15 protein-coding genes are annotated in these 15,451 nt (G+C 71.3%); 3 read left to right on the top strand and 12 right to left on the bottom strand.

Annotated features, from left to right (window positions below; translation table 11 throughout):
- Positions 1-82 precede the first annotated feature (82 nt).
- The 6 genes from ASG45_RS06075 to ASG45_RS06050 form a co-directional block, all read right to left on the bottom strand.
- The gene (locus ASG45_RS06075; protein ID WP_055834197.1) at positions 83-787 is read right to left on the bottom strand and encodes a sirohydrochlorin chelatase; all 705 of its coding nucleotides are present in this window, start codon (positions 785-787) and stop codon (positions 83-85) included.
- The gene (locus tag ASG45_RS06070; RefSeq protein ID WP_055834194.1) at positions 784-1,923 is read right to left on the bottom strand and encodes a uroporphyrinogen-III synthase; all 1,140 of its coding nucleotides are present in this window, start codon (positions 1,921-1,923) and stop codon (positions 784-786) included. Before ASG45_RS06070 ends, ASG45_RS06075 begins: the two co-directional genes overlap by 4 nt.
- Positions 1,920-3,167, bottom strand: a complete 1,248-nt coding sequence (gene cobA, locus ASG45_RS06065) for a uroporphyrinogen-III C-methyltransferase (RefSeq protein WP_055834191.1) — start codon at positions 3,165-3,167, stop codon at positions 1,920-1,922. The genes ASG45_RS06070 and cobA overlap by 4 nt, the downstream gene beginning before the upstream one ends.
- Positions 3,164-3,634: a nitrite reductase small subunit NirD gene (nirD, locus tag ASG45_RS06060; RefSeq protein ID WP_082516485.1), complete on the bottom strand. Its 471-nt coding sequence runs from the start codon at positions 3,632-3,634 to the stop codon at positions 3,164-3,166. The genes cobA and nirD overlap by 4 nt, the downstream gene beginning before the upstream one ends.
- Positions 3,631-6,210 carry a nitrite reductase large subunit NirB gene (gene nirB / locus ASG45_RS06055; RefSeq protein ID WP_055834188.1) on the bottom strand — a complete coding sequence of 860 codons (2,580 nt, stop codon included), beginning with the start codon at positions 6,208-6,210 and terminating at the stop codon, positions 3,631-3,633. Before nirB ends, nirD begins: the two co-directional genes overlap by 4 nt.
- Before the next feature lie 494 nt (positions 6,211-6,704).
- Positions 6,705-7,142: a nitroreductase family deazaflavin-dependent oxidoreductase gene (locus tag ASG45_RS06050; RefSeq protein WP_055834185.1), complete on the bottom strand. Its 438-nt coding sequence runs from the start codon at positions 7,140-7,142 to the stop codon at positions 6,705-6,707.
- Between the two features lie 66 nt (positions 7,143-7,208).
- Between ASG45_RS06050 and ASG45_RS06045 the strand changes: the two genes are divergently transcribed.
- A complete protein-coding gene (locus ASG45_RS06045) occupies positions 7,209-8,660 on the top strand; it encodes an NCS2 family permease (RefSeq protein WP_055834182.1) in 1,452 nt (483 codons plus the stop codon).
- Between the two features lie 268 nt (positions 8,661-8,928).
- Here the strand turns inward: ASG45_RS06045 and sucD are convergent, their stop codons facing one another.
- From sucD to ASG45_RS06015, 6 genes are all read right to left on the bottom strand, one after another.
- Positions 8,929-9,831 (bottom strand): succinate--CoA ligase subunit alpha, encoded by a 903-nt coding sequence (gene sucD, locus ASG45_RS06040; protein WP_055834180.1) that lies wholly within the window; start codon positions 9,829-9,831, stop codon positions 8,929-8,931.
- 20 nt (positions 9,832-9,851) lie between these two features.
- On the bottom strand, positions 9,852-11,015 hold the full coding sequence (gene sucC / locus ASG45_RS06035) for an ADP-forming succinate--CoA ligase subunit beta (protein ID WP_055834177.1): 1,164 nt from the start codon (positions 11,013-11,015) through the stop codon (positions 9,852-9,854).
- Positions 11,016-11,172: 157 nt separating this feature from the next.
- Complete coding sequence (locus ASG45_RS06030) at positions 11,173-11,367, bottom strand: hypothetical protein (protein ID WP_055834174.1); 195 nt, start codon at positions 11,365-11,367, stop codon at positions 11,173-11,175.
- Positions 11,368-11,456: 89 nt separating this feature from the next.
- Positions 11,457-12,059 carry a response regulator transcription factor gene (locus ASG45_RS06025; protein ID WP_055834171.1) on the bottom strand — a complete coding sequence of 201 codons (603 nt, stop codon included), beginning with the start codon at positions 12,057-12,059 and terminating at the stop codon, positions 11,457-11,459.
- Positions 12,056-13,231 (bottom strand): sensor histidine kinase, encoded by a 1,176-nt coding sequence (locus ASG45_RS06020; protein WP_055835870.1) that lies wholly within the window; start codon positions 13,229-13,231, stop codon positions 12,056-12,058. The genes ASG45_RS06025 and ASG45_RS06020 overlap by 4 nt, the downstream gene beginning before the upstream one ends.
- Positions 13,232-13,297: 66 nt before the next feature.
- Entirely contained in the window at positions 13,298-13,513 is a 216-nt protein-coding gene (locus ASG45_RS06015; protein ID WP_055834168.1) for a hypothetical protein, read from the bottom strand.
- A 220-nt stretch (positions 13,514-13,733) separates the two neighbouring features.
- Between ASG45_RS06015 and ASG45_RS06010 the strand changes: the two genes are divergently transcribed.
- Positions 13,734-14,234 (top strand): hypothetical protein, encoded by a 501-nt coding sequence (locus ASG45_RS06010; protein WP_055834165.1) that lies wholly within the window; start codon positions 13,734-13,736, stop codon positions 14,232-14,234.
- A 167-nt stretch (positions 14,235-14,401) separates the two neighbouring features.
- A complete protein-coding gene (locus tag ASG45_RS06005) occupies positions 14,402-15,448 on the top strand; it encodes a phosphodiester glycosidase family protein (RefSeq protein ID WP_082516484.1) in 1,047 nt (348 codons plus the stop codon).
- Positions 15,449-15,451: the final 3 nt, after the last annotated feature.

Here is a 15,451-nt window from a genome sequence, read left to right as displayed (position 1 = left end):
GTCCGCACGCAGTCCGGAACCGCGGCGCGGCGGCGTCCCGTACACGCTCACCGACGGCACGACCGGCGTGCCTCCCGCGCCGTCACCCGTGGGCGAGCGTCTCCCCCGCGCGCGCCGCACGCGCCGACGCCCACCGCTCCCACACGACCCGCGCCAGCCGCGGATCCGCTCCGATGGGTGCGCTCGTCAGGTCGGCGCCGGCCTTCTCGATCACGCGCGAGAAGTGTCCCGGCGCGAGCACGTAGCTCGCCGCCACCGTCGGCCGTCCGGCGGCGCGCGCCGTGTGCACGGCATCCGGGATGCGGGGTTCGGATGCCGCGGCGTACGCGGTCACGACGGGCCCGGCGATACCGGCCTCCGTCAACAGCTCGGCCATGCGCTCCACGTCGACGACCGCCCCGGGGCGCGTGGAGCCGGCCGCGGCCAGCACGACGGTGTCGTCGACGCCCGCTCCGGTGGCGCGCACGCGGTCGACGAGGATCTCGGCCAGCACCGGGTGCGGACCGAGCGCGGGGGCGATGGGCAGGCCGTCGGCGGCGTCGACGAGGTCTACCTCGGTGTGGTACCCGGTCGACAGCAGCAGCGGCACGATGACGATGTCGGAGGTGCGCTCGCGCGCGGCGGCGACGACGTCGGTGACGTAGGGCGCGTGCACGTCGACGTAGGCCTCGTGCACCTCGACGCCCTCGGGGGCGGTCTCGCGCAGCACGTCGAGCAGGGCGCGCACGACGACGCGGCCCTCGTCGAAGCGGGTGCCGTGGGCGCAGGCGATGAGAACGGCGGTCATCGATCCTCCTCGTCGATCACGTCGATGCGGTAGCCGCGCTTGTAGACGGTGCGGATCAGGTCGAGGTCGCCGAGCGCGTCGCGCGTGCGAGCGACGGCGACTTCGACCGCGTGCCCGCTGGATTCGGCGCTCGAGAGCGCGGCGACGAGGTCGGCCCGCGACACCACGGCGCCCGGCACGCGGGCCAGGGCCCGGAAGATCTCGACGCCGGTGCGCGGAAGCGGGGTCAGGACCCCGTCGACCACGATCCCCGACGAGCGGATGCCGAGCTGCCCCGACGTCGTGGGGATGACCCGCGCGTCGACGCCGCCGTAGTGCGTGACGACGGCGCGCACGAGGGCGCCCAGGCGTCCGCGGTCGGGCACGAGGGGGTCGATCCCCGCCTCGATCAGCGGGGCGGCGGTGATGGGTCCGACGGCCGCCACCAGCACGTGGCCGTTTCGGGCTCGGGATGCCACTCCCTCGAGCGCCTCGGCACGCTCGGCGGCGAGCAGCCACTCGCGTGCCGCGGGAGCCGAGGTGAAGAGCACGGCGTCGATCTCGCCGCGCGCGACCTGGCGGGTCGATGCCGCGACGACCTCGGGGTCGGGGGGTGGGCCCCAGCGGTAGATGGTGAGGCTCGTGACGCGGGCACCGGCCGCCTCGAACGCTTCGTCGAGGCCGTCGGCGCCGGAGCCGTGGTGCTGCACGGCGATGTGCAGCCCGTCGAGGCCTTCGGCGACGAGGAAGTCGCGCAGTTCGGCCGCCGTCTCGCTCTCGGCGACCCAGTCGGCCTCGAATCCGGCCTGCTGGATGGCGCCGCGGGCCTTGGGTCCGCGCGCCACGATGCGGGCGCGGTGCAGCACCGTGGCCAGCTCGTCGTGCACGCCCGCCTCGTCGGCGGTCTCCATCCAGGCGCGGAAGCCCACGCCCGTGGTGGCGACGACCACGTCGGGCGGGTCGGCGACCAGCTGTCGCGTCTGGGCGATGAGCTCGTCGTCGTCGACGTGCGGCACGATCGTGAGCGCCGGGGCCACGCGCACGCGTGCCCCGTGCCGTTCGAGCGCGGCCGACAGCTCCCCCGACCGACGGTCGACGGGAAGCAGCACCGTGCACCCCTGGAGCACCGTGCTGATCGTCCGCGCGGGTGTCGTCACCCGATGCCCTCGCCGTGCGACGCGGCGACGGGCACCGCCGCCGCCGGCAGCAGCAGGTCGGCGCGGGCGACCTCGCCGAACACGAGCACCGCGGGGTTGGCGAGGCGGTGGGTCTCGGCATCCTGGATCGCGGTGCCGAGGGTCGTGCGGATGGTGCGCTGCTGGGGCGTGTGGCCGTTCTCGACGAAGGCGACGGGGCGGGTCTCGGGAGCACCGGCGGCGCGGGCCGCCGACACGAAGCGCGCCAGCGCGCTCACACCCATGAGGGCGACGACCGTCGCGGTGTCGTCACGGAGCGCGGCGAGGGTGGCCTCGCTCGGGGCATCCTGACCGTTCACGACGTGAAGCGTACCGGCCACACCGCGATGCGTCACGGGGACCCCCGCCGCCGCGGGAACAGCGATGGCGCTGGAGATGCCCGGAACGACCTCGACCGGGATGCCGGCGGCCCGGCACGCGATGACCTCTTCGCCGCCCCGGCCGTAGACGAACGGGTCGCCACCCTTGAGCCGCACGACCCGCAGGCCCTTCGCCGCGCGGTCGACGATGATCGCGTTGATCTCGTCCTGCGGCACGGGGTGATGCTGCGGGCGCTTGCCCACGTCGACCAGCTCGACGTCGTCGCCGAGCTCGGCGAGCACGCCGGTGGGCCCGAGGCGGTCGTGCACGACGACGTCGGCCTCGGCCAGCAGCGCACGGGCGCGCACCGTCATCAGGTCGATCGGGCCGGGGCCGCCGCCGACGAGCGCCACGCTCCCCACGAGCGGGCGACGTCGACGGCGGAGCGGGAGGGCGCCTTCGGCGAGGCGCTGGGCGATCGCGTCGCGGACGGCGACGGTGCGACGCGGGTCGGCGCCGGCGGTCGAGACCACGCCGACCATCACGTCGCCGCTGGTGGTCTCGGCCGCCAGGCGCGCGGTGCCCCGGCCCCCGTGCCCGGCGTTGACGCACCACACGCGCCGTTCTTCGGCGGCGTCGACGACGACGGCGTCGATCGCCGCGTCGCCGGTGGCCGTGTGGCAGAACCAGGCGTCGTCGAGGTCGGAGGCCGCGAAGGGGCGCGCGTGCCACTCGATCGCGCCCGATGCTGCGAGGGCGCTCAGCCGCTCGGTGGCGACCGGGGCGACGAGCAGCACCCGCGCTCCGGCCGCGCGAAGCCGGGTGATGCGTCGCTCCGCGACGCTCCCCGCCCCCACGCACACCACGAGACGGTCGGTGAGGTCGAGTCCTGCGAGAGCGATCATCGGGGGTCTCCTTCTGCGGTGGGGACGGCGGGGACGATTCTGACGAGCACGTCGCCGTCGCTGACGGCGACGGGGTGCACGCGCACGATCAACGGCGCCTTGCCCTGGGTGTCGAGGCAGGTGCCGGTGCGCAGGTCGAACACCTGCTTGTACATCGGCGAGGCCACGGTGGGAACCCCCGCGCGGTCGCCGACGATGCCCCGCGCCAACACGGCGGCACCGCTGAACGGGTCGATCTGGTCGGTGGCGTAGATGCGGCCGTCGAAGGTGCGGAACAGCGCGATCTGGTGGCCGTCGACGAGGGCGGCGACCCCGCGCTCGACGAGCAGATCGTCGACGCGGCAGATGCGCGTCCAGCCGGGCGCGGGCGCCGGAGCAGTGGACAGCGCAGTGGTGGGCAGCGCAGCGGCGGGGGTCTCGGCATCCGGGGTCATGGCATCCGTTTCCGCGGTCTCGACGATCGTCATGCGCGCACCGCCAGCGTCGTCCCGCCGATGAAGACCGCCCCCGACGAGCGCTCCTCGTCGGTGGCGGGGCGGGGCTGTCCGCGCTCCGCGACGTACGCGAGCGAGGGGTCGGCGACCTCGGGGGCGTTGACGAAGCTCTGGAACCGCTTGAGCCTCTCGGGGTCGGCGAGGGTCGCCGCCCACTCGTCCTCGTAGTTGTCGATGTGCGCGGCCATGGCGCGGTCGAGGTCTTCGCCGATGCCGAGCGTGTCGTCGAACACGACGCCCTTCAGCGCGTCGAGGCCCCCCTCGTAGTCCTCCATCCACGGCGCGGTGCGCTGCAGCCGGTCGGCCGTGCGGATGTAGAACATCAGGAACCGGTCGATCGCCTGCAGCAGAGCGTCGTCGTCGAGCCCCTCGGCGAACAGCACCGCGTGCCGCGGGGTGAAGCCTCCGTTGCCGCCGACGTACATGTTCCAGCCGGCCTCGGTGGCGATGATCCCGACGTCCTTGCCGCGGGCCTCGGCGCACTCGCGCGCGCAGCCCGAGACGCCGAACTTGATCTTGTGCGGGGAGCGCAGGCCGCGGTAGCGCAGCTCGAGCTGCACGGCCATGCCGACGGAGTCCTGCACGCCGTAGCGGCACCACGTCTGTCCCACGCACGACTTCACCGTGCGGAGGGACTTGCCGTAGGCCTGCCCCGACTCGAAGCCCGCGTCGACCAGGCGGCGCCAGATGTCGGGCAGCTGGTCGAGGCGCGCCCCGAACATGTCGATGCGCTGACCGCCGGTGATCTTCGTGTAGAGCCCGAAGTCACGCGCGACCTCGCCGATCACCACGAGCCCCTCGGGCGTGATCTCGCCCCCCGCGATGCGCGGGACGACGCTGTAGCTGCCGTCGCGCTGGATGTTCGCCATCACGTGGTCGTTGGTGTCCTGCATCGTCGCGAGCTCACCGTCGAGCACGTGGCCGGAGTACAGACTCGCCAGGATGCTCGCAAGCGCCGGCTTGCAGATGTCGCAGCCGCGGCCGGTGCCGAAGCGCTCGACGATCGACGTGAAGGTGCGCAGCTCCGACACCCGCACGGCGTCGAAGAGCTGGGCGCGGGTGAACGAGAAGTGCTCGCACAGGCCGGTCGACACTTCTTTTCCGGATGCCGCCAGCTCGGTCGCCACGAGCTTCTTCACGAGCGTGAAGCACGAGCCGCACGCCGCCCCCGCCCTCGTGCAGGCCTTGACCTCGGCGGCATCCGCGCAGTCGTGCTCGGTGACGGCGTCGCGCACGGTGCCGGCGGTGACGCCGTTGCACGAGCAGACGATGGCGTCGGCGGGCAGGTCGCCCTGCGGGGCGGGCGCGAGATCCGACGGCATGAGGTACGCGGCCGGATCGCCGCCCAGAGCGCGACCGACCAGCGGACGCAGCGACGTGTACGCCGAGGCGTCGCCGACCAGGATGCCGCCGAGCAGCGTCTGCGCGTCGTCGCTCAGCACGAGCTTCTTGTAGACGCCCGATACCGGGTCGGCGTAGGTGACGTCGAGGGCGTTCGGCGTCTCGGCGAACGCGTCGCCGAAGCTGGCGACCTCGACACCCGAGAGCTTGAGCTTGGCCGAGGTGTCGAAGCCGTCGAACTGGGCCTCGCCGCCGAGCAGGCGGGTCGCGGCGACCTCGGCCATGGCGTAACCCGGGGCGACGAGGCCGATGCACTGGCCGTCGAAGCTGGCGACCTCGCCGATCGCCAGGATCGAGGGGTCGGAGGTGTCGCAGCCCGCATCGATCACGACGCCGCCCCGGGCATCGACCCGCAGTTCCGCGACGCGGGCGAGTTCGTCACGCGGGCGCACGCCGACCGTGAACACGACGATGTCGACGGCCTCCCACGTGCCGTCGCGCAGCTCCACGCCGCACACGGCGCCGGAGGCATCGGCATCCACCCGGGTCGTCACCGAGCTCGTGCGCACCTCGATGCCGCGGGATTCGATGAGTCGCTGCAACGCCTTCGCGCCACCCAGGTCGAGCTGCGCCGACATGAGCCGCTCGTTCGACTGCAGCACGAACGGCGACACTCCCTCGGCCTGCAGGGCACCGGCGGCCTCGAGGCCGAGAAGGCCGCCGCCGACGACGGCGCCGCGCAGGGGACGGCCGAGCTGCGCCGAACGCCGCGCGACCCAGTCGCGCATCGCGACGACGTCGTCGAGCGTGCGGTAGACGAAGCAGCCACGGTGGTCGAAGCCGTCGAGCGCGAGGCGGGCGGCGTACGACCCCGTGGCGAGCACGAGGCGGTCGTAGTCGTAGGTCGACCCGCCCGCGGTGGTGACGGTGCGATTCGCGCGGTCGATGGCGGTGACACGGGCGTCGGTGTGGACCCGGACCCGCTCGTGGTCGAGCACCGCGGGGTCGAGCGAGAGCTGCTCGGGGCTCTTGCCGGTGAAGTACCCGGTCAACCCCACGCGATCGTAGGGCCCGCGGGCCTCGTCGCCGAGGACGGTGACCGACCAGCGTCCGTCGGTGTCGCGCCGGGTGAGACTCTCGACGAAGCGGTGCGCCACCATGCCGGCCCCCACGACGACGACCGAACCGGATGTCGCGGGGTGGAGCATGTCGTCACCGTACGCGGCGGACTTTGCGCGGCGGTCAGCGGCGTGTTTCGCGCCGGTTGCGGTGTGTGAGCGGGCCATGCCCCGACGCTAAGCAGCGGACGTTTCCCCCGCCGTCGCGCGGGCGTTACCCGCGGCGAACGTTTCTCTCACGCGGCGGCGGTGTTCATGTGAGGTTTGGCTCCCCGGCATCCGTCGCGCGTCGTCCCCTGTTGAGTGTCCGAGACACGCCGCGTTCGCCGCGGGCCCGGCGGCGTGTCTTGGACACTCAACACTCCGGGGCGGCGGCGCGAGGCCGGGCAGCCGCGCACGCGCGAGCCCTCTCGAGCGGCGACGCAGGGCGCGACCGCCCCTCGGCGTCCGAGGCGGCCGCGAGCATCCCTCGAGTGTCCAGAACACGCCGCATCCACCGCGAAGGCAGCGGCGTGTTCTGGACACTCAACGCCCCCGGGGCAGCCGCGCAGGCGCGACCGCGGCGGGGGCCACCCGGGCGGGTGTCAGTCGACCGGCGTCAGCACGAACAGCTCGATGCGCCGCTCGGTCTTCTTCTGGTACTCGTCGTAGTCGGGCCAGACCTCGGTCGCGTAGCCCCACCACTCGTCGCGCTCGGCTCCCTCGGCCTGGTGCGCGTCGTACTCCTTCTTCACGTCGCCGTCCTGCAGGGCGACGCGGGGGTTCTTCACGAGGTTGTAGAACCACGCCGGATGCTCCGGAGCCCCACCCTTGGATGCCACGACCGCGTACTTGCCGTCGTGCTCGACGCGCATGAGGGCGGTCTTGCGCAGACCCCCGGTTTTGGCGCCGACGGTGGTGAGGACGATGATGGGTACGCCCCGCATGTCGGCGGACTCCTGGCCTCCCGAGGCCTCGAACGTCTCGGCCTGCTGGCGGGCCCATTCGCTGGTGCTGGGTAGATACTCTCCTGAGAGTGACATAGCTCACACGATACGTCGGCGTCTTCCCCTCCGGTCCAGTCCCTCCCCCTTTTTCCTGGAGCCTTCATGAGCGATTCCGCTCCCGAGACCACTGCTGCCACCGCTCCGAAGAACCGTCTCGACCGGTTCTTCGAGATCACCGCCCGCGGCTCGACCGTCGGCACCGAGATCCGCGGAGGCGTGGTCACCTTCGTCACGATGGCGTACATCGTCATCCTGAACCCGATCATCCTGTCGGGAACCCCCGACGTCGCCGGCAACGCCCTGGGCTTCCCGCAGGTCGCCGCGGTCACCGCCCTCACGGCCGGTGTCATGACGATGCTGTTCGGCCTCGTCACGCGCCTGCCGTTCGCGTTCGCGGCGGGTCTGGGCATCAACTCGTTCCTGGCCGTCGGCATCGTCGGCCAGGTCACCTGGCCCGAGGCCATGGGCCTCGTCGTCATCAACGGCCTGATCATCGTGCTGCTGGCCGTCACCGGACTCCGCCGCATGATCTTCGAGGCGGTTCCCCTCGCGCTCAAGACCGCGATCACCGTCGGCATCGGCCTCTTCATCGCGTTCATCGGCTTCGTCGACAGCGGGCTGGTCACCTCGACCGGCCTGAGCTCGCCCCCGGTGGGCCTGGGTGTCGGCGGCTCGATCACCACGGTCCCCACCGCCCTGTTCGTGCTGACCCTCGTCATCACCGCCGTGCTGCTCGTGCGCAAGGTCAAAGCCGCGCTGCTGATCGGTCTGCTCTCGGGCACGGTCATCGCCGTGATCGTCGAGGCCGTCTTCGGTCTCGGCGCGCGCGCCGACGGCAACCCCGGCGGCTGGGGTCTGAGCGTTCCGACGCTCCCCGCGCAGTGGGTGAGCCTTCCCGACCTCGCGCTCGTCGGTCAGGTCGACCTCGTCGGATCCTTCGGCCGCATCGGCGTGCTCGCCGCCCTCATGCTGGTCTTCACCCTCGTGTTCACGAACTTCTTCGACGCCATGGGCACGATGACCGGCCTGTCGCGCGAGGCGGGTCTCGCGGCCCCCGACGGCACGTTCCCGCGCCTGCGTTCGGCGCTGGTCATCGAGGGCATCGGTGCCGTCGCCGGCGGCGCCACCTCGTCGTCGTCGAACACCGTCTTCATCGAGTCGGGATCGGGCATCGGCGAGGGCGCGCGCACGGGCCTGGCCAACGTCGTCACCGGCGGACTGTTCCTGCTCGCGATGTTCTTCACGCCGCTGACGAGCATCGTGCCCACCGAAATCGCGGCCGCGGCCCTGGTCATCGTCGGCGCACTCATGATGGGGCAGATCCGCCACGTCGACCTCAGCGACATGTCGGTGCTCATCCCGGTCTTCCTCACCGTGACCGTCATGCCCCTGACGTACTCGATCGCGAACGGCATCGGCGCGGGCTTCGTCAGCTGGGTGCTCATCCAGGCCCTGTCGGGCCGCGCCCGCCGGGTGAGCCCGCTGCTGTGGATCGTCGCCGCCGGCTTCGTCGTCTTCTTCGCCCGCGGCCCGGTCGAGGCGCTTCTGGGCTGAGCCCCGCGCTCGTGAGGGGCCCGGATGCCACGGCATCCGGGCCCCTTTTTCGTCGCCGCTGCGCCGTCGGACGTATCCGCGGCATCGAAACCGCACGCGTTTGCCGAGGACGCACCCGTTCGGCGCCAATCCGATGCGGTCTCGGCAATCTCGTGCGGTCTCGCGGGGTGCATACTCCGACGCCTCGCCGCGCCCCGCCCCACGCCAGCCGCCGGACACGCGAAAGGGCCCGGATGCCATGGCATCCGGGCCCTCGGGAGAGTGCTGCTTACAGGCTCTCGATGATCTCGCGCATCAGCGAAGCGGTCTCGGACGGCGTCTTGCCGACCTTGACGCCGGCGGCCTCGAGGGCCTCCTTCTTCGCCTGTGCCGTGCCAGCCGAGCCCGAGACGATGGCGCCGGCGTGGCCCATGGTCTTGCCCTCGGGGGCGGTGAAGCCGGCGACGTAACCGACGACGGGCTTGGTGACGTGCTCGGCGATGTAGGCGGCGGCGCGCTCTTCGGCGTCTCCGCCGATCTCACCGATCATGACGATGGCCTTGGTCTCGGGGTCGGCCTCGAACGCCGCGAGGGCGTCGATGTGCGTGGTGCCGATGACCGGGTCGCCGCCGATGCCGATGGCGGTCGAGAAGCCGAGGTCGCGCAGCTCGAACATCATCTGGTACGTCAGGGTGCCCGACTTCGACACGAGGCCGATGGGTCCCTTGCCGGTGATGTTCGCGGGGGTGATGCCCACGAGCGCCTCGCCGGGCGTGATGATGCCGGGGCAGTTCGGCCCGATGATGCGGGTCTTCTCGCCCTTGCTCTTCGCGTAGGCCCACGCCTCGGCGGTGTCGCCGACGGGCACGCCCTCGGTGATCACGACGAGCAGCGGGATCTCGGCGTCGATGGCCTCGACCATCGCGTCCTTCGTGAAGGCCGGGGGCACGAACGCGATCGACACGTCGGCGCCGGTCTCGCGGATGGCCTCTTCGACCGAGGCGAAGACGGGCAGCTCGACGTCGTTGCCTGCGGCATCCTTGTGCGAGACGGTGGTGCCGGCCTTGCGGGCGTTCACTCCACCGACGACCTGGGTGCCGGCCTTGAGCATGAGGGCGGTGTGCTTGGTGCCCTCGCCGCCGGTGATGCCCTGGACGATGACCTTGGAGTCTTTGTTGAGGTAGATCGACATGTCTGGTGTTTCCCTATCCCTTACGCGTTGGCCAGTTCGGCGGCCTTGTCGGCGCCCTCGTCCATACCGGCGGCGAGGGTGACGAGCGGGTGGTTGGCGGCGGCGAGGATCTCGCGGCCTTCCTCGACCTGGTTGCCGTCGAGGCGCACGACGAGCGGCTTGGTCGCGGTGTCGCCCAGGATCTCGAGGGCCTTGACGATGCCCTCGGCCACGGCGACGCACGACGTGATGCCGCCGAAGACGTTGACGAAGACGCTCTTGACCTGCTCGTCGCCGAGGATGACGTCGAGGCCGGCGGCCATGACGGTCGCCGAGGCGCCGCCACCGATGTCGAGGAAGTTGGCGGGCTTGACGCCACCGTGGTTCTCACCGGCGTAGGCGACGACGTCGAGGGTCGACATGACCAGGCCCGCGCCGTTGCCGATGATGCCGACCTGACCGTCGAGCTTGACGTAGTTGAGGTCGTGCTGCTTGGCCTTGGCCTCGAGCGGGTCGGCCGCGTCCTTGTCTTCCAGCGCCTCGTGGTCGGGGTGGCGGAAGCCGGCGTTCTCGTCGAGCGAGACCTTGCCGTCGAGGGCGATGATGTCGCCGTCTTCGCTCTGGATGAGGGGGTTCACCTCGACGAGCGTGGCGTCCTCGCCCTTGTAGACGTTGAAGAGCTTGACGAACACGTCGGCCACCTTGGGGGCCAGCTCGTCGTCGAACTTCGCAGCCTTCGCGATCTCGAGCGCCTTCTCGGGCGTGATGCCCTCGATCGGGTCGACCTCGATGCGCGCGAGCGCCTCGGGACGCTCGACGGCGAGCTCTTCGATCTCCATTCCACCCTCGACGCTCGAGAGCGACAGGTAGGAGCGGTTGGAGCGGTCGAGCAGCACCGAGAAGTAGAACTCCTTGGCGATGCGGGCGCCCGCTGCGACCATGACGCGCTTGACGACGTGGCCCTTGATGTCGAGGCCGAGGATGGCCTGGGCCGCCTCGAATGCCTCTTCGGGGTTCTTGGCGACCTTCACGCCGCCGGCCTTGCCGCGGCCTCCGGTCTTGACCTGAGCCTTGACGACGACCACACCGCCGAGCTTCTCGGCAGCCGCCTTCGCCTCCTCAGGGGTGTCGGCGATGATGCCGGCGAGTACCGGCACCTCGTACTTTTCGAACAGGTCACGTGCCTGGTACTCGTAGAGATCCACGGACAATCCTTCGCTGGGCGATCGGTGGTGGGAGAAGACGAAGTCTCTCGATATCAAGAGATCTCGCCAGTCGACAACCCTACTAGACGGGGGTGAAGGGGCCCGACCCTTGCACCTCCGAAGGGAGGGGGCAGAGGTGACCCGACCGCTCACCGCCTCACTTTCGCGGACGCACCACGAGCCACGCGATCACGGCCCCGACGATTCCGACGACGAGGCCGAACGAGATCCCGAACCCGACCCCCACCGAGGGCACGAGCAGACCGACGATCGGTCCCGCGATCATGCCGACGACGACTCCGATGATGACGTAGCGGGCCAGACCCGCGTCTCGCGATGCGCGCTCACTCATGCGCCGAAGCTACCGACGGTCACCGCCGTGCGGCAGTGCTTGACGCGCCGCGCCGTCCTGTGGATGGGCGTCCTCTCGCCGGTCGTCGTCTAGATCCAGCCCCGCTCGCGCGCGTGGATCGTCGCCTGCTGCCGGCTGGCGAGCCCGAGCTTGCCCAGCACAGACGAGACGTGGTTGCGCACCGTGCCGGCCGACAGGTGCAGGGATGCCGCGATCTCGGCGATCGTCTCACCGCGGGCGCCCGCCCGCAGCACGTCGAGCTCGCGGTCGGTGAGGGGGCTGCGTTCGTCGCTCAGGGCGTCGGCGGCGATCTCGGGGTCGACGTAACGTCGCCCCGCCGCGACCTCGCGGATCACCGCGGCCACGTCATCCGCGGGGCGGGACTTGGGCAGGAACCCGTCGACGCCCGCGCCGAGCGCCCGCCGCAGCACGCCGGGTCGGGCGTGCCGCGTGACGATCACGCAGCGCGAGGGCACGCGCCGTAGGATGCGCGCGGCCGTGTCGACGCCGTCGAGTCCCGGCATCTCGAGGTCGAGAAGGCACACGTCGGGCCGCAGTCGGTCGGCTTCGACGATCGCGCTCTCGCCGTCGCGGCACTCGGCGACCACGTCGAGGTCGGGCTCGAGGCGCAAGAGGGCGGCGAGCGCCGTGCGGATCATGTCCTCGTCGTCGGCGATGAGCACGCGGATCACGCCATCACCCCCTCGGGCACCCGAACGGTGACCCTGAATCGATCGCCGGAGTGCCCGGCATCCACTGTTCCCCGCACGCGGCCGACGCGGTCGGCGATACCGTCCAGACCGCTGCCGCCCGTGCCACGTACCTCGCGCACGTCGTTGTCGATGGTGAAGACCCATTCGCCGTCGTGGTGCATCAGAGCGAGGGATGCCGAGACCCCACCGCCGTGCTTCAGCACGTTCGTCGTGCACTCGCGGATCACCGGGCCGAGCACGTCGGCCGGGGCGTCGGCGGCGTCGGGGGCGACTGACAGCTCGACGCGCAGCCCCGCGGCGCGCAGCAGGTCGGCGGCGTTGGCGAGTTCGTCGGGCAGGGGCACACCCCGGAAGCGGGTGGCGAGCTCGCGGGTGCCGCGGCGGGCTTCGTCGACGCTGGTGCGTGCGAGGCGCACCTGTTCGACGGCGGCCGCGGGGTCGCGGGCGAGCATCTTCTCGGCGAGTTCGAGCTGCAGCGCGATCACCTGCAGGTGGTGGCCCTGAAGATCGTGCAGGTCGCCGGCGAGACGCAGGCGCTCCTGGGCGGCGGCGAGACGCCCCTCGGCGCGGCGAGCGCGGTCGAGTTCGCGCACGATGTCCCACCACCACAGCGACGTCGCCGTGAGCGGCGGCAGCATCGCCAGGAACAGGCCCACGCCGAAGGCATCGGCGACGTATCCGGCGGGGTTGAGCCGGGTGACCTCGATCACCCACGCCGCGACGATGACGACGATCAGCAGCACCACGAGACGCATCCGGATGCCGGCACGCCAGCGCACCAGACACAGTGTCTGCGCTCCGAGGACGACGGCGAGCAGCAGCGACCCGGCCGCCGCTCCCGTGACACCGCCGAAAACGATGCCGGCGATGACCAGCGGCCAGACGGGCCGGTGGCCCGAGACGTCGCCGATGTCGAGCGGTTCGCGGCGGTAGCGCGCCATCAGCAGCAGCGAGACCGCGACCGACCCGAGGCCGCCGACGATGAACAGCACGATGGCGGGCGTCGACGCCCTCAGCACCATGAGCAGGGTCCAGATGGACAGCCCGAACACCTGGAACCCGGCGATGGACGCGGCGGTGTACCACCACGTGACCCGCACGTCGCGGGCGAACGTCGACGCGGGCGGGGGCGCGGGGAGGGGGCTCGTCACACCGGCCACAGTACGTCCATGACATTCGTCACGGGTGGAGCGCCCGGCGCCCCACCCGCCCTTCGATCAGCCTTTCGGTGTCCGACGGCTGCTGTGGCGGTTGATCGCGTAGAAGATCGGTGTGAGGACGACGAGGATGCCGAGAGCGCCGGCCAGGATGTAGGTCGTGTCGTGCTGGAAGATCAGTTCGACGATCACGTATCCGAGCGCCGCGGCGAGCGCGCTGTAGAAAGCCTTGAGCCACTGTCGCGGTGCGGACGGGGCGGCGGTGTTGTCGGTCATGGTGCACTCTCCTTGGGGTTTGTCCGAACGTATCGAGAATTCCGCCGTCGCCCCAACGCCCGCGCTCCCGCCGCGCCGCCGGGCGCATGACATTCGTCACGGGTCGATCGGCGCATCCTCCCGCCCGGCCATGACACCGCGACACTGCCGCGGAGACGCCGCTCCCGATGGGATGGAATCACCGCGGAACACGCCGCGGACTCATCCCCCAGGAGTCCTCATGTCGAACCCCGTCTCGGATCTCATCCTCGGCTTCCAGGGCCTCGTCGCCGACGTGCCCGACCTCGTGCAGCCGCTCATCGTCGCCCTCGCCGGTGCCGTGCCGTTCATCGAAGGAGAGGGTGCCGCCGCGATCGGCATCGTCGGTGGCATCCACCCGGCCGTCGCGGCCATCGCCGGCGCGATCGGCAACCTGATCTGCGTCGCCGTCGTCGTGTTCGCGACCTCGCGCGTGCGTACGGCCGTCACCACCCGTCGCGGAGCCGTCGAGAAGCCCCTGACTGCGCGCCGCCAGAAGTTCGAGAAGGCCTACCACCGCTACGGAACCCCCGGAGTGAGCCTGCTCGGCCCCCTGCTGCTGCCCACGCAGTTCACCGCCGCCGCCCTCACCTCGACCGGTGTCTCGCCCCTGCGCGTGCTCGCCTGGCAGGCCGCGGCGATCGTGCTGTGGACCACGGTCATCACGCTGATCCTCACGGGCGTTCTGCGGGCGGTCGCCTGACGAAGGCTCCGGATGCCACTCCCCCGGCGCCCTCGACGCGGCAGGGCGGCCGCGGGCCGCAGCTCGAGTGCACATGCACACGTCCACATAGCGTTTCCATAGCTCTTCTTGGCTCCGCGTAGGCCTGGATTAGGGCGCGAGAAGGGCGCGGCACCTTTCCTGGTGCCATGGACCCCGCAGACCCCACCCCCGACACCGCCCCCGACGGTGCACCGGCCTCGGCCTCTCGCCGCGGCCGGGCGACGCCGTCCGACGGACCCCGCCGCCCGAAGCGGCCCGTCGCCCGTCGCGCCTTCCTCGCCGGCGGTCTGGCCGTCGCGCTCACCGTCGGCGGCTCCGCAGCGTGGGCCGCGAATCGCTTCCTCATCCCCCACGTCGAGATCACCGACGTCGCCGCGTACGAAGCCGCGCACGCCACGGCATCCGCCACGGCATCTGCCACCGCCGAGCCCACGGCCACCGCAGCGACCGAGACGAGCCTGACCGACACCAGCTTCAGCGACGGCTCCACCTCGGTCACCGTCTCGACGGTGACCACCGACACGCTCACCTATTACGTCGCCGACGTCGTGCTCGGAGACGCCACCGACCTGCGTTCCGCCTTCGCGAACAACCAGTTCGGCGAGAACATCACGCAGACCACCAGCGAGATCGCCGCCGCCAACGACGCGGTCTTCGCCATCAACGGCGACTACTACGGCTTCCGCTCCACGGGCATCGAGATCCGCAACGGTGTCGTCTACCGCGACGAGGGCGCTCGGCAGGGACTCGCCTTCTACACCGACGGCCACGTCGAGGTGTACGACGAGACGCAGACCACGGCCGCCGAGCTGCTGGCATCCGGGGTCTGGAACACCCTCAGCTTCGGTCCCGCGATCGTCGAGGACGGCCAGGTCGTCGACGGCATCGACAGCGTCGAGGTCGACACGAACGTCGGCAACCACTCGATCCAGGGCGACCAGCCGCGCACCGCCGTCGGCGTGATCGACGACAACCACCTCGTCTTCGTCGTGGTCGACGGCCGTCAAGAGGGCTACAGCGAGGGCGTGACGCTGCCCGGACTCGCCGACATCCTGCTCTCGCTCGGCGTGACGACCGCCTACAACCTCGACGGCGGCGGCTCGTCGACGATGTACTTCAACGGACAGGTGATCAACTCGCCCTCGAACGGCGGCGAGCGCGGCACCAGCGACATCCTCTACGTGGCGGGCTGAGCG

Source organism: Microbacterium sp. Leaf436, assembly GCF_001424715.1.
Lineage (GTDB): Bacteria > Actinomycetota > Actinomycetes > Actinomycetales > Microbacteriaceae > Microbacterium.
This window is presented reverse-complemented; position numbering and strand designations above follow the sequence as displayed.